Source organism: Streptomyces sp. NPDC018029 (genome assembly GCF_044327655.1).
GTDB lineage: Bacteria > Actinomycetota > Actinomycetes > Streptomycetales > Streptomycetaceae > Streptomyces.
In genome coordinates this window covers 221,180-244,597 of record NZ_JBIRFV010000011.1, presented here as the reverse complement: position 1 = coordinate 244,597, position 23,418 = coordinate 221,180, and the positions used below count along the sequence as shown (strand labels likewise).

Here is a 23,418-nt window from a genome sequence, read left to right as displayed (position 1 = left end):
GGTCAATGCCATGCGCACCCGAATTCTCGTACTTGGAAAGCGCGTCGGCTGAAGCTGGGACCGACCGGTCCGAACACCGGATCCCAGCGACCGCACCCGGCGCGCTCCCCTCGCTTGCCTCACGGCACGAGGGGTTTTTTGTTGCACTGGCACCTGCCAAACCCCCGCAAACACCCCGCAAAAACCCTCAGCTTCGAGAAGAGAATGCCGATGACCGAGCAGGCCACCGGGGCCCACCATCCGCAGCCGCGGCCCCGATCCTCAGGACAGCAGTCCGCCCCCGTCGAGCACGTCACGGGTGCGCAGTCCCTCATTCGTTCTCTTGAGGAAGTCGGGGCCGACACGGTGTTCGGCATCCCCGGCGGAGCCATCCTCCCGGCCTACGACCCGATGATGGACTCCACTCGGGTGCGGCACGTCCTGGTGCGGCACGAGCAGGGCGCGGGCCACGCGGCCACCGGATACGCGCAGGCCACCGGCAAGGTCGGCGTCTGCATGGCGACGAGCGGCCCCGGCGCCACCAACCTGGTCACCCCGATCGCCGACGCCCACATGGACTCCGTCCCGCTGGTCGCGATCACCGGCCAGGTGGCCTCCAAGGCGATCGGCACGGACGCCTTCCAGGAGGCGGACATCGTCGGCATCACCATGCCGATCACCAAGCACAACTTCCTGGTCACCAAGGCCGAGGACATCCCGCGCACCATCGCAGAGGCCTTCCACATCGCCTCGACCGGGCGCCCGGGCCCCGTCCTCGTGGACATCGCGAAGGACGCGCTGCAGGCGCAGACGACGTTCTCCTGGCCGCCGCAGCAGGACCTGCCCGGCTACCGCCCGGTGACCAAGCCGCACGCCAAGCAGATCCGCGAGGCCGCCAAGCTCATCACCGCGGCCAAGCGCCCGGTTCTCTACGTCGGCGGTGGCGTCCTGAAGGCGCGGGCCACCGCGGAGCTGAAGGTCCTGGCAGAGCTCACCGGAGCGCCCGTCACCACCACACTGATGGCGCTCGGCGCATTCCCCGACAGCCACCCGCTGCACGTGGGAATGCCGGGCATGCACGGTGCGGTCACCGCCGTCACCGCGCTGCAGAAGGCCGACCTGATCGTCGCCCTCGGAGCCCGCTTCGACGACCGCGTCACCGGCAAGCTGGACAGCTTCGCCCCGTTCGCGAAGATCGTCCACGCCGACATCGACCCGGCCGAGATCGGCAAGAACCGCGCCGCCGACGTGCCGATCGTCGGCGACGCCCGCGAGGTCATCGCCGACCTCGTCCAGGCCGTCCAGACCGAGCACACCGAGGGCCACACGGGTGACTACACCGCCTGGTGGAGCGACCTCAACCGCTGGCGCGACACCTACCCCCTCGGCTACACCCAGCCCGAGGACGGCTCGCTCTCCCCGCAGCACGTCATCGAGCGCGTCGGGCAGCTCGCACCCGACGACACGATCTTCGCGGCGGGCGTCGGCCAGCACCAGATGTGGGCCGCGCACTTCATCCAGTACGAGAAGCCCGCCACCTGGCTCAACTCCGGCGGCGCAGGGACGATGGGCTACGCGGTCCCGGCCGCGATGGGCGCCAAGGCCGGACAGCCCGACCGCACGGTCTGGGCCATCGACGGCGACGGCTGCTTCCAGATGACCAATCAGGAGCTCACCACCTGCGCCCTGAACAACATCCCGATCAAGGTCGCCATCATCAACAACGGCGCCCTCGGGATGGTCCGCCAGTGGCAGACCCTGTTCTACAACCAGCGTTACTCCAACACCGTCCTGCACAGCGGTCCCGAGGACATCGGCCCCAACAAGGGCACCCGCGTCCCGGACTTCGTCAAGCTGTCGGAGGCCATGGGCTGCGTGGCGCTGCGCTGCGAGCGCCCCGAGGACCTGGACAAGGTCATCGCGGAGGCGAACGCCATCAACGACCGCCCCGTCGTCGTCGACTTCATCGTCCACGAGGACGCCCAGGTCTGGCCGATGGTCGCCGCCGGCACCTCGAACGACGAGGTCATGGCCGCCCGCGGGGTCCGCCCCGACTTCGGCGACAACGAAGACGACTGAGACCGAGAGCGAAAGAGAGACCACGCGTCATGTCCACCAAGCACACGCTCTCCGTCCTGGTCGAGAACAAGCCCGGCGTCCTCGCCCGGATCACCGCCCTGTTCTCGCGCCGCGGCTTCAACATCGACTCGCTCGCCGTGGGCGTCACCGAGCACCCCGACATCTCCCGCATCACCATCGTGGTGAACGTCGAGGACCTGCCGCTCGAACAGGTCACGAAGCAGCTCAACAAGCTCGTCAACGTCCTGAAAATCGTCGAACTGGAGCCGGGCGCCGCCGTGGCCCGCGAGCTCGTCCTCGCGAAGGTCCGCGCCGACAACGAGACCCGCTCCCAGATCGTCGAGATCGTCCAGCTGTTCCGCGCCAAGACCGTGGACGTCTCCCCGGAGGCCGTCACCATCGAGGCCACCGGCAGCAGCGACAAGCTGGAGGCCATGCTCAAGATGCTGGAGCCCTTCGGCATCAAGGAGCTCGTCCAGTCCGGCACCATCGCGATCGGCCGCGGCTCCCGCTCCATCACGGACCGCAGCCTGCGGGCGCTCGACCGCAGCGCCTGACCCGGGGCTCCGGTATCCCTCTCGGACATCCCTCTCGGATACCGAGACCCCTGAACTTCCCTCACTGAACCCGCCGTACGGTGGGACGCAACACCAGCACACATAGGAGATTCCCAGTGGCCGAGCTGTTCTACGACGACGACGCCGACCTGTCCATCATCCAGGGCCGCAAGGTCGCGGTCATCGGTTACGGCAGCCAGGGCCACGCCCACGCGCTGTCGCTCCGTGACTCGGGTGTCGACGTCCGCGTCGGTCTGCACGAGGGCTCCAAGTCCAAGGCCAAGGCCGAGGAGCAGGGCCTGCGGGTCGTCACCCCGTCCGAGGCGGCGGCCGAGGCCGACGTCATCATGATCCTGGTGCCGGACCCGATCCAGGCCCAGGTCTACGAGGAGTCCATCAAGGACAACCTCAAGGACGGCGACGCGCTGTTCTTCGGCCACGGCCTGAACATCCGCTTCGGCTTCATCAAGGCCCCCGAGGGCGTCGACGTCTGCATGGTCGCCCCCAAGGGCCCGGGCCACCTGGTCCGCCGCCAGTACGAGGAGGGCCGCGGCGTCCCGTGTATCGCGGCCGTCGAGCAGGACGCCACGGGCAACGGCTTCCAGCTGGCGCTCTCGTACGCCAAGGGCATCGGCGGCACGCGTGCGGGCGTCATCAAGACGACCTTCACCGAGGAGACCGAGACCGACCTGTTCGGCGAGCAGGCCGTGCTCTGCGGCGGCACCGCCGCGCTGGTCAAGGCGGGCTTCGAGACCCTCACCGAGGCCGGCTACCAGCCGGAGATCGCCTACTTCGAGTGCCTCCACGAGCTGAAGCTGATCGTGGACCTCATGTACGAGGGCGGCCTGGAGAAGATGCGCTGGTCCGTCTCCGAGACCGCCGAGTGGGGCGACTACATCACCGGCCCGCGGATCATCACGGACGCCACCAAGGCCGAGATGAAGAAGGTCCTCGCGGAGATCCAGGACGGCACCTTCGCCAAGCAGTGGATGGACGAGTACCACGGCGGCCTGAAGAAGTACAACGAGTACAAGACCCAGGACGAGAACCACCTCCTGGAGACCACGGGCAAGGAGCTGCGCAAGCTCATGTCGTGGGTCAACGACGAGGACTGACGTATTCGGGGTCCGGGGCACCGCCCCGGGCCCCGCTGTCGTTGTCCACCCCGTCCAGCCACGGACGGGTGATCCTTCCGCAGAGGCGCATGCTGATCCGTTCGGCGCCACTATGCTTCTGTTCAACATTCGCGTCGGGCCCACAGCGTCGTGCGTCTTCCACGCGGCAAGCACCCTCCACCGCCTGCGGCCGTCGGGACGGCCGTCCGCAATGGACCTGTGAGGACTCACGTGAGCACTGCTGCCACCGGCAAACCCGTCGTACTCATCGCTGAAGAGCTGTCGCCCGCCACCGTCGACGCACTGGGCCCGGACTTCGAGATCCGCCAGTGCAACGGCGCGGACCGCGCCGAGCTGCTGCCCGCCATCGCCGACGTCGACGCGATCCTGGTCCGCTCCGCGACCAAGGTCGACGCCGAGGCCATCGCCGCGGCCAAGAAGCTGAAGGTCGTCGCCCGCGCGGGCGTCGGCCTGGACAACGTGGACGTGTCCGCCGCCACCAAGGCCGGCGTCATGGTCGTCAACGCCCCGACCTCGAACATCGTCACCGCCGCCGAGCTCGCCTGCGGCCTGCTCCTGGCCACCGCGCGCAACATCCCCCAGGCCAACGCCGCCCTCAAGAACGGTGAGTGGAAGCGCTCCAAGTACACGGGCGTCGAGCTCGCCGAGAAGACCCTCGGCGTCGTCGGCCTCGGCCGCATCGGTGCCCTCGTCGCCCAGCGCATGAGCGCCTTCGGCATGAAGGTCGTCGCCTACGACCCGTACGTGCAGCCCGCCCGCGCCGCCCAGATGGGCGTGAAGGTGCTGTCCCTGGACGAGCTCCTCGAAGTCTCCGACTTCATCACCGTGCACCTCCCCAAGACGCCCGAGACCCTCGGTCTCATCGGTGACGAGGCGCTGCACAAGGTCAAGCCGACCGTCCGCATCGTCAACGCCGCGCGCGGCGGCATCGTCGACGAGGAGGCGCTGCACTCCGCCCTCAAGGAGGGCCGCGTCGCCGGCGCCGGCCTGGACGTGTACGCGAAGGAGCCCTGCACGGACTCCCCGCTCTTCCAGTTCGACCAGGTCGTCTGCACCCCGCACCTCGGCGCCTCCACGGACGAGGCGCAGGAGAAGGCCGGCATCGCCGTCGCCAAGTCGGTGCGCCTCGCCCTCGCCGGTGAGCTCGTGCCCGACGCGGTGAACGTGCAGGGCGGTGTCATCGCCGAGGACGTGCGCCCCGGCCTGCCGCTCGCCGAGAAGCTCGGCCGGATCTTCACCGCCCTCGCGGGCGAGGTCGCGGCCCGTCTCGACGTCGAGGTGTACGGCGAGATCACCCAGCACGACGTGAAGGTGCTCGAACTCTCCGCGCTGAAGGGCGTCTTCGAGGACGTCGTCGACGAGACCGTCTCCTATGTGAACGCGCCGCTGTTCGCCCAGGAGCGCGGCGTCGAGGTCCGCCTCACCACGAGCTCCGAGTCCCCCGACCACCGGAACGTGGTCACGGTGCGCGGCACGCTCTCCGGCGGCGAGGAGATCGCGGTCTCCGGCACGCTGGCCGGCCCCAAGCACCTCCAGAAGATCGTCGCCATCGGTGAGTACGACGTGGACCTGGCGCTCGCCGACCACATGGTCGTCCTGCGGTACGCCGACCGTCCCGGCGTCGTCGGCACCGTCGGCCGCGTCCTCGGCGAGGCCGGCATCAACATCGCGGGCATGCAGGTCGCCCGCGCCGACGTCGGCGGCGAGGCCCTCGCCGTCCTCACCGTCGACGACACGGTGCCGCAGCCGGTTCTGAACGAGCTGGCGGAGGAGATCGGCGCGGATTCCGCCCGCGCGGTGAACCTCACGGACTAGGGAAACGCGAAACGCCGGGTGGGCCGGAGAGATCCGGCCCGCCCGGCGTTTCGCTGTTCACCAGCCGTTGTTCACCAGCCGTTGTTCACCAGCCGTTGTTCACCGGTCGTTGTTCACCAGTCGATGCAGGTGGCCGGGACGTAGCCCTTGATGTTGTAGTTGTTCGGCATGACGTACAGCCACTTGTTGCTGCTCTTGCCGCAGAGGCGGTACGACTGGCCGGTGAAGGACTGGCCGTCGTTGCAGAGGAACGCCTTGCGGCCCTTGTTCAGCTGACCGACCGCGTGGCCGTTCACCTTCGGCGTGGTGCGGACCTTCACCGTCTCCTTGGCGGGGACGTTGGTGAGGCCGCGGGAGCAGTCCGGCCTCGTGGCGGCCGCGGCGGTACCCGTGGTGAGGACGGTGCCGGAGAGCGCGACGGCGGAGACGGCGACGGCGGAGGCCAACAGCCTGAGCTTCATGGGGTGTTCGTTCTCCCGTGTGGAGGGTGATTTTCGGACGGGGGAAACCGTACCCCTCCAAGATCACGGAATCGGGCGTTCGTTACCCGCCGCTTACAGCCGTGACGACTTCAGGACCATGTGCAGCAGCAGGCGGTCCTCGCCGTCGTCCAGGTCGAGGCCGGTGAGCTGCTCCACGCGCGACAGGCGGTAGTAGAGCGTCTGGCGGTGGATGCCCAACTCGGCGGCCGCGCGGCCCGCTTGCCCCGCGCAGTCGAGGAACACCTCGGCGGTACGGGCCAGTTCGCGGTGGGTGGGGGAGAGGAGCTGGCGGCCCACGGGGTCGTGCGCCGCCTCCGGGGGCAGGGCGGTCAGCAGCCGGTAGGGGCCCACGTCCGACCACTGCGCGACCGGGCCGAAGCGCCGCTCGGCGAGCGCCGCCCGTGCCGCCCCCGACGCCTCCCACCAGGCGGCCCCCAGATCCTCCAGACCGTGCCGGGCCCCCGCGATGCCGGCCGCCGCACCCGGCGCCGCGTCCAGCAGACGCGACGCCGCCGTGTGCGCGGGCGTCAGCGCGTCGGCCGAGCGCAGCCGCACCAGCGCCGCCAGGGACTGCGCGGTCGTGCCCCACGGCACCGTGCACACCGCCGCCGCGCCCGGCACCGTACGGGCGGCCGGGGCGTCGTCCGGGTCCGCGGAGCGCCACGGGGCCACGCACACCACCGCGTGCAGTCCCTCGCCGCGCGGGCCGAGCGCCGTGCGCAGCGAGGCCACTGCCATGTCGCGCTGCCAGCCCCGCTCGGCCGTGAGGACCGCCCGGAACTCCCGGGTGAGGTCGGCGCCCGCCTGCGCCTCGTCGGCGAGCAGCGCACCGATCCTGGCGGCCACCTCCATGGCGGCGGCCAGCTGCTGCTCGCCGGGGCCCGGCTCGTCGTCGAGCAGCCAGACGTATCCAAGGGCGAAGCCCCGGTGTCGTACGGGAAGGCAGATCCGGCCCCGGTGGACGCCCGCCTCTGGGGTGGGCGGGATGCGGACCGGGGCGGTGGCGCGGGCGATGCCGAAGCCCTCGAACCAGGAGCGGACCTCGGCGGTGGACCGGCGGGTCAGGATCGACCGGGTCCTGACCGGGTCGAGGACGGACGCGTCGAAGCCGCTGTCGCCGCCGCCGTCGTGCGCGCCGAAGGCGATCAGCTCGAAATCCCGGTTCTCCAGGGTCGCGGGAGCCCCGAGCAGCGTCGAGATCTCGTCGACCAGTTCTTGGTAGTCGCCCTTCACGAGGCCCATTCTCGCGCAGGTCGCCGCGTTCTTCAGACATCTGTCTGAGATCCAGGGCACGGATGCGTGACAGCTGTCGATGGTTCGCGATCCGGTGTATCCCTAAATTTCACGGTGGTTCTCCGTGCCGTACCGCCGCATTCCCTCCATGGAGGGGTTTGTCGGTATGGCTCTCGATTTCGTACACCCGTGGAGGTGCCCCGTGCTGGGTCCCGTGATCCTCGCCGCGTCGCGCAGCGACAAGATGCGCCGTTTCGTTTCGGCGGCCCCCGGCACCAAGCAGGTCGTCTCGCGGTTCATCGCCGGTGAGACCGTCGACCAGGTGGTCCCGATCATCGTCGACGCCGCGGACAAGGGCCTGGAGGTGACCCTCGACGTGGTGGGCGAGGACATCACCACCGTCGAGCAGTCCCACGCGGCCCGGGACGCCTACCTGGAGCTGATCGACCGCCTGAAGGACCTCGGCCTCGGCACCAAGGCCGAGATGTCCGTGAAGCTGTCGATGTTCGGCCAGGCGCTGGAGGGCGGCCACGAGCTCGCCCTCGCCAATGTGCGTCCCGTCGTCGAGGCCGCCGCCGCCATCGGCACCACAGTCACCCTGGACGCCGAGGACCACACCACCCTCGACTCGATGTTCGCCATCCATGACGAGCTGCGCAAGGACTTCCCGCAGACCGGCTGCGTCATCCAGGCCTACCTCTTCCGCACCGAGGCCGACGCCCGGCGCCTCGCCGAGAACGGCAGCCGCGTCCGCATCGTGAAGGGCGCCTACAAGGAGCCCGCCGAGGTCGCCTACCAGGACAAGGCGGAGACGGACAAGGCCTACGTCCGCATCCTGCGTACCCTGATGGAGGGCGAGGGGTACCCGATGATCGGGTCCCACGACCCGCGTCTGATCTCGATCGCGCAGGAGCTCGCGCGGCGCGCCGGGCGCAAACTGGATGAGTACGAATTCCAGATGCTGTACGGCATCCGCAGCGACGAGCACCTGCGGCTCGCCGCCGAAGGCCACCGGATGCGTGTGTACACCGCGTACGGCACCGACTGGTACGGCTATTTCATGCGCCGTCTGGCGGAGAAGCCGGCGAACCTCCTCTTCTTCGGCCGCTCCATCCTCACCAAGGGCTGAGCCGCCCCCCAGTACAGAGCCCTCGCAGAGCCCTCGCACAAAGGAGCTAAGGAACTCATGGACGCTGTGACCCAGGTCCCCGCCCCGGTCAACGAGCCGGTACACGGCTACGCGCCCGGCTCCCCGGAGCGCGCCCGCCTCGAGACCAAGCTCAAGGAGCTGGCCGAGAACCCCATCGAGCTGCCGATGACCATCGGCGGCGTCAAGCGCCTCGGTGGCGGCGAGCCCTTCCAGGTCGTGCAGCCGCACAACCACAAGGCCGTCATCGGCACCGGCCGCCACGCGACCCAGCAGGACGCCCAGGACGCGATCGACGCCGCCCTGGCCGCCGCCCCGGCGTGGCGCGCGATGTCCTTCGACGACCGCGCCGCGATCATCCTGCGCGCCGCCGAGCTGCTCTCCACGACGTGGCGCGAGACCCTGGCCGCCTCCACGATGCTCGGCCAGTCGAAGACCGCGCAGCAGGCCGAGATCGACACCCCGTGCGAGCTCGTCGACTTCTGGCGCTTCAATGTGAAGTACGCCCGTGACCTGCTCGCCGAGCAGCCCCCGGCGAACGCGACCGGTGTCTGGAACCGCCTGGACCACCGCCCGCTGGAGGGCTTCGTCTACGCGATCACGCCGTTCAACTTCACGGCCATCGCGGGCAACCTCCCGACCGCCCCGGCCCTGATGGGCAACGTGGTCGTGTGGAAGCCGTCCCCGACGCAGACGCACGCCGCCGTGCTGCTCATGCAGCTCCTGGAGGAGGCGGGCCTGCCCAAGGGCGTCATCAACCTCGTCACCGGTGACGGCATCGCCGTCTCCGAGGTCGCCCTGCAGCACCGCGACCTGGCCGGCATCCACTTCACCGGCTCCACCCCGACCTTCCAGCACCTGTGGAAGACGGTCGGCGAGAACATCGCCAAGTACCGCACCTACCCGCGTCTGGTCGGCGAGACCGGCGGCAAGGACTTCGTCGTCGCGCACCCGAGCGCCGACCGCGCGATCCTGAAGACCGCGCTGACCCGCGGCTCCTTCGAGTTCCAGGGCCAGAAGTGCTCCGCCACCTCGCGCGCCTACATCCCGGCCTCCATCTGGAACTCCGGTTTCAAGGAGGAGTTCGCGGCCGAGGTCGACGGCATCAAGATGGGTGACGTCACCGACCTGTCGAACTTCATCGGCGCGGTCATCGACGAGCGCGCGTTCGCCAAGAACAAGGCGGCCATCGACCGCGCCAAGGCGGACGACTCCTGCACGATCATCGCGGGCGGCACCTACGACGACTCCGTCGGCTACTTCGTGCGCCCGACCGTCGTCGAGTGCTCGGACCCGGCCAACGAGGTCTTCACGACCGAGTACTTCGGCCCGTTCCTCGCCGTCCACGTCTACGAGGACGACAAGTACGACGAGATGCTGACCCAGATGGAGTCGGTCTCGGACTACGCGCTCACCGGCTCGGTCATCGCGAACGACCGCGCGGCGGCCGCGTACACGATGGAGAAGCTCCGCTACGCCGCGGGCAACTTCTACATCAACGACAAGTCGACCGGCGCCGTCGTCGGCCAGCAGCCCTTCGGCGGCGGCCGCGCCTCCGGCACCAACGACAAGGCCGGCGCCCCGCAGAACCTCCAGCGGTGGACGCTGACCCGCGCCATCAAGGAGACGCTGGTCCCGCCGACCGAGTACGGCTACCCGCACATGGGCTGACGCCCGCCGCGGGCCCTTTCGGCCCGCCCCTGAACCCCGCCTCCGACCCGGGCCCCACCCCGGTCGGAGGCGGTGTCGTGTCCGGAGTCAGACGAGCGCGTCGACGGCGATACGGGTCATGTCCGCGGCGATGCGGTCCTCGCCGGGGGTGTCCGGGTCCAGGCGGGTCGTGTAGACGGAGATGACCAGCGGGGCGCCGCCCTTCGGGGGCCAGGCCACGGCGACGTCGTTGACCCCGCCGTACGCCGGGGATCCGGTCTTGTCGCCGACCCGCCAGCCCTCGGGGAGCCCGGCGCGGATCCGCTTGTCGCCGGTGGTGTTCTCCACGAGCCACCGGACGAGCTGGTCGCGGTCGAGCGGGTCGAGGGCGTCGCCGAGGACGAGCTTGCGCAGGTTCGCGGTCATGGCCGCCGGGGTCGTCGTGTCGCGCGGGTCGCCCGGGATGTTGGTGTTGAGGTCGGTCTCCCAGCGGTCGAGGCGGGTGCGGGAGTCGCCGAGGGAGCGGGCGAAGCGGGTGATGCCGGACGGGCCGCCGAGCCGCCGGAGCAGGAAGTTGCCCGCCGCGTTGTCGCTGTACGTGACGGTCGCGTCGCACAGCTCCCGGACCGTCATGCCCGTCGCGAGGTGCATCTCGCACCGGGGCGAGTAGGTGACCAGGTCGTCGCGGTCGTACCGGACCACGGTGTCGAGCAGCCCGGGCTCCTCCTCGCGCGCCTTGCGCAGGATCGCCGCGGCGGCCAGGACCTTGAACGTCGAGGCGATGGCGAAGCGCTCGTCGGCGCGGTAGCCGAGGGTGGCGCCGGTGCCGGTGTTCAGGGCGTGCAGGCCTATGCGGCCGGGGTAGCCCTTCTCCAGCTCGCGCAGGCGCCGGCGAGCCTCAGTGGAGGGCGCCGCGTGCGCGGTGCCGGGGACGGAGAGGAAGACGGGGGCCGCGGCGGCGGCGCCGAGGACGGTCCTGCGGGAGGGAGTCACGTTCATGATCCAGAAGGTACCGGCCCGGTGTGGCACCGGGCCAGGGGCTCCGGGCGGGCCGGCCGACCCGTGTCCGGCGGACCTCCGCGCCGGCTCGCCGACCCGTGTCCTGCGGACCTCCGGGCTTGAACTTCACACCTGTGTCAACTCCTACCGTTCCGGCATGACGAACACCACGCTCCTCGCGCCCCACTCCGCCGGCTCCCTCGGCCTCCTCCCCAACCGCATGGTCATGGCCCCCATGACACGCCTCCGGGCGACCGCCGACGGCACCCCGCTCCCCGTCGTCGCCGACTACTACGCCCAGCGCGCGAGCGCCGGCCTCATCGTCACCGAGGGCATCTGGCCCAGCAGCCGGGGCCAGAGCGGCTGGCGCTACCCGGGGATCGAGACCGCCGGACACATCACGGCCTGGCGGCGCGTCACCGATGCCGTGCACGCCGAAGGCGGCCGGATCTACGCGCAGCTGATGCACGGCGGCCGCCACGGGCACCCCCTGTCCCGCGTCGACGGGGACGCCCCCGCCGCGCCGTCCGCCGTGCTGGTGGACCCGGAGCGCGTGCACGTGCCCGGCGGCAAGGCCGACCCCGTCACTCCGCGCGAGATGTCCCTGGACGACATCCGCACCGCCGTCCAGGACTTCGCGGCCGCCGCCCGCAACGCCATCGAGGCGGGCTTCGACGGGGTCGAACTGCACGGCGCCAACAGCTACTTGATCCACCAGTTCCTCGCGGACAACACCAACCTCCGTGACGACGCGTACGGGAGGGGCTCGGTCGCGGACCGCATCCGCTTCGCCGTCGAGGTCGTCCGCGCCGTCGCCGCAGCCATCGGCGCCGAGCGGCTCGGGCTCCGCCTCTCGCCGGGCAACCCGCAGTTCGGCATGGTGGAGGCCGACCCCGGGCCCGTCTACCGCGCGCTGCTCGACGAGCTCGACGGCCTGGGCCTCGCCTACCTCCACCTCACCGACAACGACCGCTATCCGGCCCTCGCCGACCTGCGCCCCCGCTGGCACGGCACGCTGATCGCCAACGTCGGCGAGAACGGCGACCCGACGACCAGGGAGGCGGGCGAGGCCCTCCTCGCGTCGGGCCTCGCCGACCTCGTGTCGTACGGGCGCGGGTTCATCTCCAACCCCGACCTGCCGGAGCGCTTCGCCACGGGCGCCCCCCTCCAGGAGATCGACCAGACCCACCTCTACGGAGAGGGCGCCGAGGGCTACACCGACTACCCCGCCCTCACGGACCTGCCGGTGTCCGCTCAGACCTCCACGAGCACCTGATCCAGCGACTTGCGTACGAGATCGGGGACCCGGCAGTCCGGCGCCGGATAGCCCACGGGGATCACCGCGAACGCCTTCTCGTTCTCGGGGCGGCCGAGCACCTGGGACAGGAACCGCATCGGGCTCGGCGTGTGGATCAGCGCGGCGAGGCCCGACAGGTGCAGCGCGGACAGCAGCATCCCGACCGCGATGCCGACCGATTCGTCGACGTAGTAGTGCTTGTGCTTGGTGCCGTCCTCGCCGAGCCAGTACCGCTGCTGGAAGACGACGATCAGGGCGGGCGCGTCCGTCAGGTGCGGCTTGACCTCGTCGGTGCCGAGGGGGCGGAGGGCCGCGAGCCACTCCTCTCCGAGGCGGCCGTCGTAAGAGATCTGCTCCTCGTGCTCGGCGGCCTCGCGGATGCGGCGGCGTATCTCCGGGTCCTGGACGAGGACGAACGTCCACGGCTGCTGGTGCGCGCCGGACGGTGCCGTCGCCGCGCACGCGATGGCGTCCCGCACGACCTGCGGGGGCACGGGGTCCGGAGCGAACTGCCGCACTGTCCGCCGCTCCCGCATCCGCGCCCTCAACTCGGCCGCCCGCGCCAGGGATTGCGCTTCGGGCATGCGCTCGGGCCGATAGGGAACGGAGCGGTAGGGCTCACCGTGGATCGGGGTCCACGCTTGCTTCTGCTCGGTCTCAGGCATGGTCCGATTCTGCGGCGGGGGCGGCCTCCGCGCCATGGTGCGGAGAGCCATGGTGCAGACCAATTCCGATCAGCTCGCGCGGACGATCATCTTTCCCCGGTTCTCGCCCCGCAGCATCCCCAGGAAGGCGTCCACGATCCGGTCGAACCCCTCCACCACCGTCTCGTCGAGCCGTACGCGGCCGCTCTGCAGATGCGGCACCACGAACTCGTACAACTCCTCCTGGAGATGTGCGTAATCACGGACGAGGAAGCCCTCCATGCGCAGGCTCTTCTCGACGATGTCGGGGAGGTTGCGCAGCGCGTACGGCGCGCCCGTGGCGTTGTACTGGGCGATCGTGCCGACCCGTACGATCCGGCCGTACGGGCGCAGCGAGGAGATCGCCGCCTCCAGGTGCTCGCCGCCCACGTTGTCGACGTACACGTCGATGCCGTCGGGCGCCGCCTCGGCGAGGAGGTCGGCGGTCGGCCCCGCGTGGTGATCGAAGACCTCGTCGTAGCCGACGTGTTCGGTCAGGTACGCCGCCTTCGCCGCCGTGCCCGCGCTGCCGACGAGCCGTCCCGCGCCCATGAGCCGGGCGAGGCGTCCGGTCGCCGTGCCCACGCCGCCCGCCGCCGCGGAGACGAACAGGTCCTGGCCCTCGCGGAGTTGGGCGATGCGGGTCAGGCCGACGTACGCGGTCAGGCCCGTGCCGCCGAGGATGCTCAGATACGCGGAGAGCGGCACGCCCTCGAAGGCGGGCAGCCGCCGCACCTCGTCGGGCGTCACCACGGCGTGCGTGCGCCAGCCCTGCCGGTGGAGGACGATCTCGCCCTCGGCGATGGCGGGGTCGCGGGACGCGACGACGCGGCCGATGGTGCGGCCCTCCAGCGGGGCGTGGAGCGCGAAGTCGCCGTCCATCATCTCGCGGTGGTACGGGTCGACGGACCAGTAGAGGTTCTCGACCAGGGCGGTGCCGGGGGCGGGCCGGGGGAGCGGGGACTCCACGAAGGCGAAGTGGGCGGCGGTGGGGAAGCCGTGGGGGCGGGCGGTCTGGTGCACGGTGAGTGCGGTGTCGGTCATGTGGATGACCGTAGGAAGGAATGCGGGGGTGGGGCAGGGGGTTGCGCTCATGGAACGGCCCGGACCATGAGAAGCCCTCATAGAAGCAGGTGAGCCCCCTGATGACCCCCGGCACTCCGGCCCCGGCGAACGCCGATGGCGCCGGTTCCCGCGCCACCGCCGCCCTGCCCGCCGACCTCGCCCCGCACGAGCTGCGCATCCTCGTGGCGGTCGACAGGGAGCGCGGGTTCTCGGCGGCGGCGCAGGCCCTGGGGCTCACCCAGTCCGCGGTGTCCCACTCCATCCGCGGCACGGAGCGCAAGGTCGGGGTCGTGCTCTTCGAGCGGGGCAGGAAGGGGGCCACGCCGACGCCCGCGGGGGCAGCCGCGGCCGCGCACGCCCGGCGGGTGCTGCGGCTGTTGGACACGCTCGTCGCGGAGGCGCGGGGTGCCGCGCGGGGAGCGGACGGAGCCGTGGAGGGGACGCTGCGGATCGCCGCGTTCCGTAGCGCTGCGCTGCATCTTCTTCCGGCGGCCCTGGACCGGCTCGCCGCCGCGCATCCCGGTATCAGGCCGGAGGTCCGCGTGGTGCGGGAGCTGGGTGCGGGCACGGCGGGGGAGGTCGCCGAGGGGCGTGCGGACGTGGGGATCGCGACGCTCGGGGGCGCGTCGCCGGTGCCTGCCGGGCTTGTCGGTGACGTCATCCTGGAAGAGGCGTACTCGTTCGTGCATCCGGCGGGCCACCCCGACCCGCGCTCGCTGCCGCTGGTGGACTGGCACGAGAACTGTGGCTCGTACACGAGGGAGTGGTGGGGGCGGCAGGACTGGATTCCCGCGGCGACCGTCCTGACCGAGGACGACGGAGCAGTGCTCTCGATGGTGAGCAACGGTCACGGCATGGCGATCATGCCGGCCCTCTCCCTGACCGGAGCACCGGACACGGTGCGGATCACTGATCTCGGAACGGAGCGCCCGACGCGCTCGGTCGGCTACGTCACCACTCCTGAGCTGGCCTCTTCCCTCGCCGTACGGGCACTGATCCGCGAGCTGAGAGCGGTACGCGGGTGAAGCCGTCTCAGATAGTAGGAAGTCCGAGTAACTGTGGAGACAGACGCTCCGTTCTCCCTTAGCTTTGTAGGAGCCGAACGTCTCGCTCGATCAAGCGAATGCGGTAGCGAGCCGGAGCCGCACGCAGGCGAACCCTGCCGCTCCAGCGCTCCCCGCCCCGGCGTCTCGTAATGAATGCACCCTTCCCTCAAGGAGTGGATCCCCCATGGCCGAGACGACCGCCCGCCGAGTCCGTCACACCCCCCGCACCAGCGACGCCGAGCGCAGGAACGCCGCCGCCGCACTCCAGCGAGCCCTCGACCGCAGGGACAACGGCGGCGAGACGGGCCACTGAGCCCGGCAGGTCACCGAGTCCCCCGCGCCACCCCCCGCACCACCTCGAAGTGGTCGATGCGCTCGCCGCTCTCGGCGAGCGCGGAGACCGACAGTTTCGGGCGCGCCCCGGCCGTCACCTCCACCGCGAGGAACGAGAAGCCGGTGTAGCGCACCCGGGACCACTCCACGGTGTCCGGGTTCGGCACGCGTGACTTCGTCCAGTGGAAGCTCTTGATGCTGTCGTGGTCGTGGACGTTGCCCTCATAGCTGTCCTTGACCCCGGGGCCGAAGCCGTAGAGGTCCTTGCCCGCGCCGCCCGCGGTGACGTACACGATGCCGTCGCGCGTCGGATCGGTCGACGCGCCGACCGGCACGGGCCTGCCGACCTCGCCGCCCTTGATGGCGTCGGTGCGTTCGTAGACGTGGTTGTGGCCGTTGACGACCAGGTCCACCTGGTGCCTGGTGAACAGCTCCAGCCACGCGTCGCGCACCCCGCCGTCGGAGGCGTGCGTCGACGTCGAGTACACGCAGTGGTGGAAGAAGACCACCACGAAGTCGACGGACTCGTCCGCGCGCAGTTCGCGCAGGCGCTTGTCGAGCCAGGCGGTCTGCCGGCCCTCGGTGTACCCCTTGTTGGCGGGTATCTCGTACGAGACGTCGTTGGCGTCCAGGGCGACGACGCCGACGTTCCCGTACGTGAAGGAGTAGACGCCCGGCGCGTTCCGCGGGTCGAAGCCGTTCTCCGGGAGCGACCAGCGGGCCCACTGGCCGCCGTAGCCGTTCGGCGAGTACCACGCCTCCATGTCGTGGTTGCCGGTGGTCACCATCCACGGCACGGACTTCGCGACGGACTCCGTCTGGGCGAGGAAGGTGTCCCACACGCGCGCGTCGTAGGTGTCGGACTCCTTGCCGTGGCCGGTGGTGTCCGCGTAGCAGATGTCGCCCGCGTGCAGGTGGAACGACGGGTTCTGGCCCAGGATCACCTGGTCGTTGGCGAGGGCGTGGTAGCTGACGCCCTGGTCGCCGAAGGCCGTGAAGACGAATTTCTCCGGCTCGGCGGGCGCGGTCCTGAAGGAGCCGATGGTGGCCATCCGCTCGGGCGACGCCGGGTCGAAGCCGTCGTGGCCGACGCCGTAGTAGTACGTCGTGCCGGGGCTCAGGCCGTCGAGCGCCGCGTGCAGGTAGTACTGCTCGACCGCGGGCAGCTTCTTCGAGAGCGACGGGGTGTGCAGGTCCCGCACCTCCGCCTCGATCTTCCGGCTCAGCTCCCAGGGCTTCAGACCCACGCGCAGATAGGGGGACTTGACCGCGAACGGCACCTGCCAGGAGACCCGCATCTGCGTCTTCGGGTCGGCGCCGAAGGCGAGGTGCCGGCCGAAGGGCGCCACCAGCTTGCCGTCGACCCGCACCGGGGCTGGCGGCGCGCTCACGGAGTGCGCCGGCGACGTGCCCGAGCCGTTGGCCGTGCCCGAACTGCCGGCGAGCAGCCCCGCGCCGCCCACCGCCCCGGCCGTCGCGAACGAACTGGCGAGCACTCTGCGGCGGGAGAACTTCCCGCGCAGGTACTCGTGCTGTTCGGGCATGCTCATCCGGGCCGCGAGCCGCTCCGGAATGCCGACGTGGGGAGTGTCCATGCCTGGGAACTTCCCAGCGGGGCCCAACTCCCGCCAGACACCGGGATGAACAGAATCCGACCACGAGGTGCCGCGCTCGTTGCCTGTCCGCATGCCGGACACCGCATGTCATCCCCTGGGACGAAGAGTACGGTGCTCGTATGTCGGCCAGTTCTCGCAGCATCAATCTCGCAGTCATCCCCGGAGACGGCATCGGCCAAGAGGTCGTGGCCCAGGGGCTCAAGGTCCTCAACGCCGTGCTTCCGCAGGATGTGAAGCTCGAGACGGTGGAATTCGACTTCGGCGCGAGGCGGTACCACGCCACCGGTGAGACCCTCACCGACGCCGACGTGGAAGCCCTCAAGCAGCACGACGCGATCCTCCTCGGCGCGATCGGCGACCCCTCGGTCCCGTCCGGCGTCCTGGAGCGCGGCTTCCTGCTGAAGCTCCGGTTCCTCTTCGACCACCACGTCAACCTGCGGCCCTCGAAGCTGCTGCCCGGCGTCGCCACCCCGCTCGCCGGCCAGCCCGAGATCGACTTCATCGTCGTCCGCGAGGGCACCGAGGGCCCCTACACGGGCAACGGCGGCTCGATCCGCACCGGCACCCCGCACGAGGTCGCCACCGAGGTCTCCGTCAACACGGCCTTCGGCGTGGAGCGCGTGGTCCGTGACGCCTTCGCCCGCGCGCAGGCCCGCCCGCGCAAGAAGCTGACGCTGGTCCACAAGAACAACGTCCTCGCGTACGCAGGGCACCTCTGGACGAACGTCTTCAACCAGGTGGCGAAGGAGTTCCCCGACGTCACCACCGACTACATCCACGTCGACGCCGCGACGATCTACCTCGTCACCGACCCCGGCCGCTTCGACGTGATCGTCACCGACAACCTCTTCGGCGACATCATCACCGACCTCGCCGCGGCCGTCTCCGGCGGCATCGGCGTCGCCGCCTCCGGCAACATCAACCCGAGCCGCGAGTTCCCGTCCATGTTCGAGCCCGTGCACGGCTCGGCGCCGGACATCGCCGGCCAGGGCAAGGCCGACCCGTCGGCCACGGTCCTCTCCGTCGCGCTGCTCCTGCGCCACCTCGGGTACGAGGCCGAGGCCGCCCGCATCGAGGCCGCCGTCTCCGCCGACCTCGCGGAGCGCGGGGACACCGTCCGCACCACCGAGCAGATCGGCGACGCGCTCGCCGTACGAGTAGCGGGCTGACCCGGCAGCTCGTAGATCGCGCAGAAGATCACGCAGAAGCCGCCGGGCCCCCAGAGGCACCCGGCGGCTTCTCGTATCCGGCCCCCGGGTGTCACCATCGACCCCCGGGCCGCGATCGTGCCGTTTCTCCCTGGGGATCCCGCGAGCGATAATCGAACGTGGGGCCGTGGAAGCAGCAGGGAAACTCGGACGTCCTAGTACTGGGCGTCCGGATGTGAGCGCGGTCCGTCACCATCACACGTGAAGGACGAAGTACTCATGACGACGACGCCGACCATCGAGCTCAAGCCCTCCTCGACGCCGCTGGCCACCGCGGAGCGCGAGGCGATCCTGGCCAATCCCGGGTTCGGCCGCCACTTCACCGATCACATGGTGACGATCAAGTGGACGGAGGGCCGCGGCTGGCACGACGGTCAGCTCGTGCCGTACGGCCCGCTCGCCCTCGACCCGGCGACGAACGTCCTGCACTACGCCCAGGAGATCTTCGAGGGCCTGAAGGCCTACCGGCAGCCCGACGGCTCGGTGGCCACCTTCCGCCCCGACGCCAACGCGCGCCGCTTCCAGGCCTCCGCGCGCCGCCTCGCGATGCCGGAGCTGCCGGTCGAGACGTTCATCGAGGCGTGCGACGCGCTGGTCCGGCAGGACAAGGCGTGGGTGCCGGCGCACGGCGGTGAGGAGTCCCTCTACCTGCGCCCCTTCATGATCGCCACCGAGGTCGGCCTGGGCGTGAAGCCCGCCAACGAATACCTCTTCGTCGTCATCGCCTCGCCCGCCGGCGCCTACTTCCCCGGCGGCGTGCAGCCCGTCTCGATCTGGCTCTCCGAGGACCGCGTGCGCGCCGTCCCCGGCGGCATGGGCGACGCCAAGACCGGCGGCAACTACGCCGCGTCGCTGCTCGCGCAGGCCGAGGCCGCGGCGAAGGGCTGCGACCAGGTGGCCTACCTCGACGCCGTCGAGCACAAGTGGGTCGAGGAACTGGGCGGAATGAACCTGTACTTCGTGTACGGCGACAAGATCGTCACCCCCGCCCTGACGGGGTCCCTCCTCGCCGGCATCACCCGCGACTCGCTCCTCTCGGTCGCCCGCGACCTCGGCTACACCTCGGAGGAGGGTCGCGTCTCCATCGACCAGTGGAAGGCCGACACGGAGAACGGCACCCTCACCGAGGTCTTCGCCTGCGGCACGGCGGCCGTCATCACGCCCGTCGGCACGGTGAAGTGCAACTCGGGCGAGTGGCAGCAGAGCGGCGGCAAGCCGGGCGAGGTCACGATGAAGCTCCGCGAGGCGCTGCTGAACGTGCAGCGCGGCACGGTGGCGGACCAGCACGGCTGGATGCACGGGCTCGGCTGAGGGCTTGACCGTCGCCACGTGGGCGGCCCCGTGCCGGGGCCGGGGACGGAGGGATCTCGCCCTCTTCGGTGCTGGCTGCGGGTCGTATAGGGCTGGTCGCGCAGTTCCCCGCGCCCCTGAGTGCACCTCCGGGCGCCGCCCCCGGGCGGCGAAGCCGTTCAGGGGCGCGGGGAACTGCGCGACCAGCCGCCGCCGGGCCGCAGATGGGCAGGGCCGCAAGTTGGCGTGGGAGGGCAGCGGCCCGTCAGCGGGCGGGGAGGGTGAAGGCGGCCGGGAGGGCGGCGCAGGCGTCGCGGAGGAGTGACGCGAGCCGGTCCCGCGTCGGCTCGGGCCCCTCCGTCCACGCCTCCAGTGCCCGGTGGAACGCCGACACCAGCAGGTCGATCGCCAGCCGGGGGCGCAGGTCGTCCTCTTCCGGCAGGTCGAACCGGCGCCGGGCCATGACCAGCGCCGCCCGGCTCGTGCGGTCGCAGAAGGCGAGCCCGTGCGCGTCCATGGACGGAGTCCGCGCCGCCAGCCGCCGGCTGAGCAGCACCCGGTGGGCCCAGCCTTCGGCGGGCATGCGCCCGAGCGCGGCGAGGAGCACGTCCCGCAGGACGTCGAACAGCGGCTGCCCCCGCACCGGTTCGACCTCCTCCAGCTCCTCCAGGAACGCCGCCCACAGATCCTGCGTCGGCGCCATCGCCACGTCTTCCTTGCTGGTGAAGGTGCGGAAGAAGGTGCGTTTGGAGATTTCCACGGCGTCGCACAGGGCGTCGAGCGTGACGCCGTCGAAGCCGCGGTCCGTGAAGAGGTCCAGGGCCGTGTCGACCAGGGCCTGGCGCGTCCGCAGCTTCTTGCGCTCCCGGAGGGGGAGCCGGTCGAGGTCCGTGGAGTCCATGACGGAAGTGTAGCCCTGGGAGCGAATGCCCCTTGATGGCTTCTGCCACTCAGTGGCACTATGGCGAGCGGTCGGCGATCTCGCGACCCCATAGGACCCCGTAGAGAGGCTCAACCCCCATGCGCGCACTACTGGTCGACCGTTCCGCCCCCGGAGGCCTGCGCCTCGGCGAGGCCCCCGTCCCCGAACCCGCGCCGCACCAGGCCCTGGTCAGGGTGACCGCCACCTCCCTCAACTACGGCGAGGTCCGCTTCGGTCTGGAGAGCGCACCGGAGGGTGCGGTGCTCGGCTGGGACGCCGCCGGCGTGGTCGAGCGCGCCGCCGCCGACGGCTCGGGCCCGGCGGCCGGCACCCCGGTGGTGACCCTGGGCGGTGACGGAGGCTGGGCCGAACTCCGCGCCGTCGACACGGACTTGATGGGCGTCGTGCCCGAGGGTGCGGACCCGGGAGCCATCAGTACGCTGCCGGTCGCGGGCGCCAGCGCCCTGCGCGCCCTCGACCGGATCGGCCCGATCCTCGGCAGGCGCGTCATGGTCACGGGCGCCACCGGCGGCGTCGGCCGGTACGCGGTGCAGCTGGCCCGGCGCGGCGGCGCCGAGGTCGTCGCGGTGACCGGGGACCCCGAAGGGCGCGGGGACGCGCTCAGGGCCCTCGGCGCGCACGAGGTGATCGCCACGCCTGCGGCAGCCGCCGCGCCCGTGGACGGCGTGCTCGACATGGTCGGTGGCCGCCAACTCGTCGAGGCGTACGAGCAGTTGGGCCAGCACGGCACGCTCGTGTCCGTCGGGCACTCCGGCGGTGACGCCGAGCACTTCCCGTACGGGACCCTCTACGGAGACATGGGCCGGCACGACCGCTCCGTCGTCAGCTTCTACCTGCTCGGCTGCACCGGCCTCGCCAGGGGTCTGACCTGGCTGGCGGGGGAGGTGGCGTCCGGCGCGCTCGACCCCGGCACGTCCTGGCGGGGGTCGTGGGAGAAGTTCCCCGAGGCGGCCGAGCAGCTGCTCGGCCGCCGTCTCCACGGCAAGGCGGTTCTGGACATCGCCTGAGGCGCGGGGTCTGCCCGGGCTACTTGCCCTTGCCTTCCTCGTTCTTGCTCTCGTTCTCGTTCTCGTCGTCCGCCTTCGGGACGTTCGAACCCACCGGGGTGAGCGGGCCGCCGGTGAGGGCGTCGACGACGCCGAGGACCGCCGCTCCGGCGCCCTTGGCCGCGCGGACGCCGAGTCCTATGAGTTCTTCCATGGTCGTACTCCCCGTACTGCTGTGATCCCCTGACGGTCAAGTTCCGCTTCAGGCTACGTGATCGACGGAGGCGGCAGCCGGGGCGGCCTCCGGAGCGGTGGGGGCGGCGGCCCGGCTCTCCCGCGCCGACAGCGCCAGGTAGGCCGCGCCGCCCACCACGCCCGACAGCAGGAAGCTGCAGTCGACCCCGCCCGTCAGGGAGAGCAGCGGGCCCTCGTACGACGGCAGCGAGACCGCGAGTACGCCGACCGCCGCGCCCAGCGCCCAGGCCGTCGTGGCCTGCACGTTCCAGCCGGCGCGGTACCAGTAGACGCCGCCCCTGGAGCGGCGGTTGAAGACCTGGAGGGCCTCCGCGTCGTACTCCCCGCGACAGCGCGCGAAGCCGATCAGGGTGATCACCGCCCACGGGGTGCCGATGGCCGTGAGGAGGAGCACGAAGGACGTCATCGCGTCCTGCGCCTCCCACGCGTAGTGGCCGACGAAGACGCAGGCCGTGGCGACGACGGCGACCGTGTACGTGGCGCGGGCGCGCGAGGCGCGGGGCAGGATCGCGTCCAGGTCGAGGCCCATGGAGTAGAGCATCAGGCCCGCGTTGCCGACCGAGCCCGCGGAGGCGGCGAGCAGCAGCGGCACCAGGTACCAGGTGGGCGACGCGTCGACGAGCCCGCCCGCGTAGTCGAGGGCGGCGCGCGCCGCGTACGCCGTGAACGTGCCGAAGAGCTGCGGGATCAGGAGCCCCGCGAGCAGGCCGAGCCACGCCGCGCCGAGGACCGCGCGGGAGCTGTGCCGGGCCGGGGAGACGTAGCGGGTGTAGTCGCCGAGGAGCGTGATGAAGGCGATCGGGCCGGAGAGGCCCGCGGCGACCAGGGCGAGCAGCCATGTCGGCCAGAACGAGCCGAGGAGGTAGCCGCCCGCGCCTGGCAGCGCCGACGTCGTGAAGTCGGGGGCGTACGCGATGACGCCGAGGATCAGCAGTGCCGTCATGCCGAAGGCGAGGACCCGGGAGAGCCGCAGCAGGACGCGGTAGCCGAAGACGGCGCCGATCACGGTGGCGGCGGCGAGCAGGGCGTAGACGACGGCGTACGAGAAGCCGCCGGCCGGCAGGCCGAGCAGGCGGTGCAGGGCGCCGACCATCACGTCGCCGCCGATCCAGATGGTCAGCGCGGTGTAGCCGAGGGAGAGCAGCAGGCCCACGACGGAGCCGACGAGGCGGCCGCGCACGCCGAACTGGGCGCCCGAGGACGTGGAGAGGTTCGTGCCGGTGCGCAGCGACACCAGGGCGAGCGGCGCGGTCAGTGCCGTGCCGATCACCGTGCCCGCCACCACCGCGCTCACCGACTGCCACCAGCCGAGGCCGAACGACACCGGCAGCCAGCCGAAGACGATCACCCCCAGGCAGAGGTTGGAGCCGATGAGGATCGACACGAGATCGCGGGGACCGCTGGTGCGCTCCCCGTCCGGGATGGTGTCGACTCCGCGCTGTTCTATCGGCATGAGGGTGCCCCTGACGCTCGCTGGTCCGGAATGGTTGCCCCGTTTTTGAGCAGCGCTCAATGTGACGCGTTCACCACTGGTTCGTCAATGCCCCTGTCCCCGCTTCCCGTGTGCGGATTTCGTAGTTAGAGTGGCGCTCTAAACGTGGAACAGGGAGGTACGGCGC

21 protein-coding genes are annotated in these 23,418 nt (G+C 70.9%); 12 read left to right on the top strand and 9 right to left on the bottom strand.

Features of this window, described 5'->3' with window-relative positions:
* Positions 1-210: 210 nt before the first annotated feature.
* The 4 genes from ACH4D5_RS31180 to serA all read left to right on the top strand — a co-directional run bounded on the left by ACH4D5_RS31180 (position 211) and on the right by serA (position 5,566).
* Positions 211-2,058 (top strand): acetolactate synthase large subunit, encoded by a 1,848-nt coding sequence (locus ACH4D5_RS31180; protein ID WP_398308839.1) that lies wholly within the window; start codon positions 211-213, stop codon positions 2,056-2,058.
* Positions 2,059-2,087: 29 nt separating this feature from the next.
* Complete coding sequence (gene ilvN, locus ACH4D5_RS31175) at positions 2,088-2,615, top strand: acetolactate synthase small subunit (protein ID WP_030785263.1); 528 nt, start codon at positions 2,088-2,090, stop codon at positions 2,613-2,615.
* Positions 2,616-2,731: 116 nt separating this feature from the next.
* Entirely contained in the window at positions 2,732-3,730 is a 999-nt protein-coding gene (gene ilvC, locus ACH4D5_RS31170) for a ketol-acid reductoisomerase (protein WP_398308837.1), read from the top strand.
* A gap of 231 nt (positions 3,731-3,961) precedes the next feature.
* Complete coding sequence (gene serA / locus ACH4D5_RS31165; RefSeq protein ID WP_398308835.1) at positions 3,962-5,566, top strand: phosphoglycerate dehydrogenase; 1,605 nt, start codon at positions 3,962-3,964, stop codon at positions 5,564-5,566.
* Between the two features lie 113 nt (positions 5,567-5,679).
* On the opposite strand, the gene ACH4D5_RS31160 is transcribed toward serA, so the two are convergent.
* Positions 5,680-6,027, bottom strand: coding sequence for a hypothetical protein (locus ACH4D5_RS31160; protein ID WP_398308833.1), 348 nt, complete (start codon positions 6,025-6,027; stop codon positions 5,680-5,682).
* Between the two features lie 93 nt (positions 6,028-6,120).
* Positions 6,121-7,290 (bottom strand): PucR family transcriptional regulator, encoded by a 1,170-nt coding sequence (locus ACH4D5_RS31155; RefSeq protein ID WP_398308831.1) that lies wholly within the window; start codon positions 7,288-7,290, stop codon positions 6,121-6,123.
* A gap of 193 nt (positions 7,291-7,483) precedes the next feature.
* Here ACH4D5_RS31155 and ACH4D5_RS31150 point away from each other — a divergent pair, with 193 nt between their 5' ends.
* Positions 7,484-8,410, top strand: a complete 927-nt coding sequence (locus ACH4D5_RS31150) for a proline dehydrogenase family protein (RefSeq protein WP_398308829.1) — start codon at positions 7,484-7,486, stop codon at positions 8,408-8,410.
* A gap of 57 nt (positions 8,411-8,467) precedes the next feature.
* Positions 8,468-10,099 carry an L-glutamate gamma-semialdehyde dehydrogenase gene (gene pruA, locus ACH4D5_RS31145; RefSeq protein WP_398308827.1) on the top strand — a complete coding sequence of 544 codons (1,632 nt, stop codon included), beginning with the start codon at positions 8,468-8,470 and terminating at the stop codon, positions 10,097-10,099.
* An 87-nt stretch (positions 10,100-10,186) separates the two neighbouring features.
* On the opposite strand, the gene bla is transcribed toward pruA, so the two are convergent.
* Positions 10,187-11,077, bottom strand: coding sequence for a class A beta-lactamase (bla, locus tag ACH4D5_RS31140; RefSeq protein WP_398308825.1), 891 nt, complete (start codon positions 11,075-11,077; stop codon positions 10,187-10,189).
* A gap of 157 nt (positions 11,078-11,234) precedes the next feature.
* On the opposite strand from bla, the gene ACH4D5_RS31135 reads away from it, so the two are divergent.
* Entirely contained in the window at positions 11,235-12,353 is a 1,119-nt protein-coding gene (locus ACH4D5_RS31135) for an alkene reductase (protein ID WP_398308823.1), read from the top strand.
* Here the strand turns inward: ACH4D5_RS31135 and ACH4D5_RS31130 are convergent.
* Together ACH4D5_RS31130 and ACH4D5_RS31125 are read right to left on the bottom strand one after the other, a co-directional pair.
* A complete protein-coding gene (locus ACH4D5_RS31130) occupies positions 12,332-13,039 on the bottom strand; it encodes a nitroreductase family protein (RefSeq protein ID WP_398308821.1) in 708 nt (235 codons plus the stop codon). The genes ACH4D5_RS31135 and ACH4D5_RS31130 overlap by 22 nt on opposite strands.
* A 69-nt stretch (positions 13,040-13,108) precedes the next feature.
* Complete coding sequence (locus ACH4D5_RS31125; protein WP_398308819.1) at positions 13,109-14,101, bottom strand: NADP-dependent oxidoreductase; 993 nt, start codon at positions 14,099-14,101, stop codon at positions 13,109-13,111.
* Between the two features lie 101 nt (positions 14,102-14,202).
* On the opposite strand from ACH4D5_RS31125, the gene ACH4D5_RS31120 reads away from it, so the two are divergent.
* Positions 14,203-15,147 carry a LysR family transcriptional regulator gene (locus ACH4D5_RS31120; RefSeq protein WP_398308817.1) on the top strand — a complete coding sequence of 315 codons (945 nt, stop codon included), beginning with the start codon at positions 14,203-14,205 and terminating at the stop codon, positions 15,145-15,147.
* Positions 15,148-15,352: 205 nt separating this feature from the next.
* Positions 15,353-15,481 (top strand): hypothetical protein, encoded by a 129-nt coding sequence (locus ACH4D5_RS31115; protein WP_398308815.1) that lies wholly within the window; start codon positions 15,353-15,355, stop codon positions 15,479-15,481.
* 10 nt (positions 15,482-15,491) lie between these two features.
* Here ACH4D5_RS31115 and ACH4D5_RS31110 read toward each other — a convergent pair whose 3' ends face one another.
* Positions 15,492-17,096, bottom strand: coding sequence for a purple acid phosphatase family protein (locus ACH4D5_RS31110; protein ID WP_398308813.1), 1,605 nt, complete (start codon positions 17,094-17,096; stop codon positions 15,492-15,494).
* Positions 17,097-17,236: 140 nt separating this feature from the next.
* Between ACH4D5_RS31110 and ACH4D5_RS31105 the strand changes: the two genes are divergently transcribed.
* Both ACH4D5_RS31105 and ACH4D5_RS31100 read left to right on the top strand, forming a co-directional pair.
* A complete protein-coding gene (locus tag ACH4D5_RS31105) occupies positions 17,237-18,286 on the top strand; it encodes a 3-isopropylmalate dehydrogenase (RefSeq protein ID WP_398308811.1) in 1,050 nt (349 codons plus the stop codon).
* Positions 18,287-18,544: 258 nt separating this feature from the next.
* Entirely contained in the window at positions 18,545-19,636 is a 1,092-nt protein-coding gene (locus ACH4D5_RS31100) for a branched-chain amino acid aminotransferase (protein ID WP_398308809.1), read from the top strand.
* 244 nt (positions 19,637-19,880) lie between these two features.
* Here the strand turns inward: ACH4D5_RS31100 and ACH4D5_RS31095 are convergent, their stop codons facing one another.
* Positions 19,881-20,516 carry a TetR family transcriptional regulator gene (locus tag ACH4D5_RS31095; protein WP_398308807.1) on the bottom strand — a complete coding sequence of 212 codons (636 nt, stop codon included), beginning with the start codon at positions 20,514-20,516 and terminating at the stop codon, positions 19,881-19,883.
* A 119-nt stretch (positions 20,517-20,635) separates the two neighbouring features.
* Here ACH4D5_RS31095 and ACH4D5_RS31090 point away from each other — a divergent pair, with 119 nt between their 5' ends.
* Entirely contained in the window at positions 20,636-21,565 is a 930-nt protein-coding gene (locus ACH4D5_RS31090; RefSeq protein WP_398308806.1) for a zinc-binding dehydrogenase, read from the top strand.
* Between the two features lie 19 nt (positions 21,566-21,584).
* On the opposite strand, the gene ACH4D5_RS31085 is transcribed toward ACH4D5_RS31090, so the two are convergent.
* Positions 21,585-21,758, bottom strand: coding sequence for a hypothetical protein (locus ACH4D5_RS31085; protein ID WP_398308804.1), 174 nt, complete (start codon positions 21,756-21,758; stop codon positions 21,585-21,587).
* A gap of 48 nt (positions 21,759-21,806) precedes the next feature.
* Positions 21,807-23,252 carry a cytosine permease gene (locus ACH4D5_RS31080; RefSeq protein ID WP_398308802.1) on the bottom strand — a complete coding sequence of 482 codons (1,446 nt, stop codon included), beginning with the start codon at positions 23,250-23,252 and terminating at the stop codon, positions 21,807-21,809.
* Between the last annotated feature and the right edge of the window lie 166 nt (positions 23,253-23,418).

Excerpts from the sequence above, each read along its gene's own strand:
- ACH4D5_RS31085 (WP_398308804.1), bottom strand. The coding sequence starts at position 21,758 with ATGGAAGAACTCATAGGACTCGGCGTCCGCGCGGCCAAGGGCGCCGGA.
- ACH4D5_RS31135 (WP_398308823.1), top strand. The coding sequence starts at position 11,235 with ATGACGAACACCACGCTCCTCGCGCCCCACTCCGCCGGCTCCCTCGGC.
- ACH4D5_RS31125 (WP_398308819.1), bottom strand. The coding sequence starts at position 14,101 with ATGACCGACACCGCACTCACCGTGCACCAGACCGCCCGCCCCCACGGC.
- ACH4D5_RS31120 (WP_398308817.1), top strand. The coding sequence starts at position 14,203 with ATGACCCCCGGCACTCCGGCCCCGGCGAACGCCGATGGCGCCGGTTCC.
- ilvN (WP_030785263.1), top strand. The coding sequence starts at position 2,088 with ATGTCCACCAAGCACACGCTCTCCGTCCTGGTCGAGAACAAGCCCGGC.
- ACH4D5_RS31180 (WP_398308839.1), top strand. The coding sequence starts at position 211 with ATGACCGAGCAGGCCACCGGGGCCCACCATCCGCAGCCGCGGCCCCGA.
- pruA (WP_398308827.1), top strand. The coding sequence starts at position 8,468 with ATGGACGCTGTGACCCAGGTCCCCGCCCCGGTCAACGAGCCGGTACAC.
- ACH4D5_RS31130 (WP_398308821.1), bottom strand. The coding sequence starts at position 13,039 with ATGCCTGAGACCGAGCAGAAGCAAGCGTGGACCCCGATCCACGGTGAG.
- ACH4D5_RS31155 (WP_398308831.1), bottom strand. The coding sequence starts at position 7,290 with ATGGGCCTCGTGAAGGGCGACTACCAAGAACTGGTCGACGAGATCTCG.
- bla (WP_398308825.1), bottom strand. The coding sequence starts at position 11,077 with ATGAACGTGACTCCCTCCCGCAGGACCGTCCTCGGCGCCGCCGCCGCG.
- ACH4D5_RS31080 (WP_398308802.1), bottom strand. The coding sequence starts at position 23,252 with ATGCCGATAGAACAGCGCGGAGTCGACACCATCCCGGACGGGGAGCGC.
- ACH4D5_RS31100 (WP_398308809.1), top strand. The coding sequence starts at position 18,545 with ATGACGACGACGCCGACCATCGAGCTCAAGCCCTCCTCGACGCCGCTG.
- ACH4D5_RS31110 (WP_398308813.1), bottom strand. The coding sequence starts at position 17,096 with ATGGACACTCCCCACGTCGGCATTCCGGAGCGGCTCGCGGCCCGGATG.
- ACH4D5_RS31115 (WP_398308815.1), top strand. The coding sequence starts at position 15,353 with ATGGCCGAGACGACCGCCCGCCGAGTCCGTCACACCCCCCGCACCAGC.
- ACH4D5_RS31090 (WP_398308806.1), top strand. The coding sequence starts at position 20,636 with ATGCGCGCACTACTGGTCGACCGTTCCGCCCCCGGAGGCCTGCGCCTC.
- ACH4D5_RS31160 (WP_398308833.1), bottom strand. The coding sequence starts at position 6,027 with ATGAAGCTCAGGCTGTTGGCCTCCGCCGTCGCCGTCTCCGCCGTCGCG.
- ACH4D5_RS31095 (WP_398308807.1), bottom strand. The coding sequence starts at position 20,516 with ATGGACTCCACGGACCTCGACCGGCTCCCCCTCCGGGAGCGCAAGAAG.
- ACH4D5_RS31105 (WP_398308811.1), top strand. The coding sequence starts at position 17,237 with ATGTCGGCCAGTTCTCGCAGCATCAATCTCGCAGTCATCCCCGGAGAC.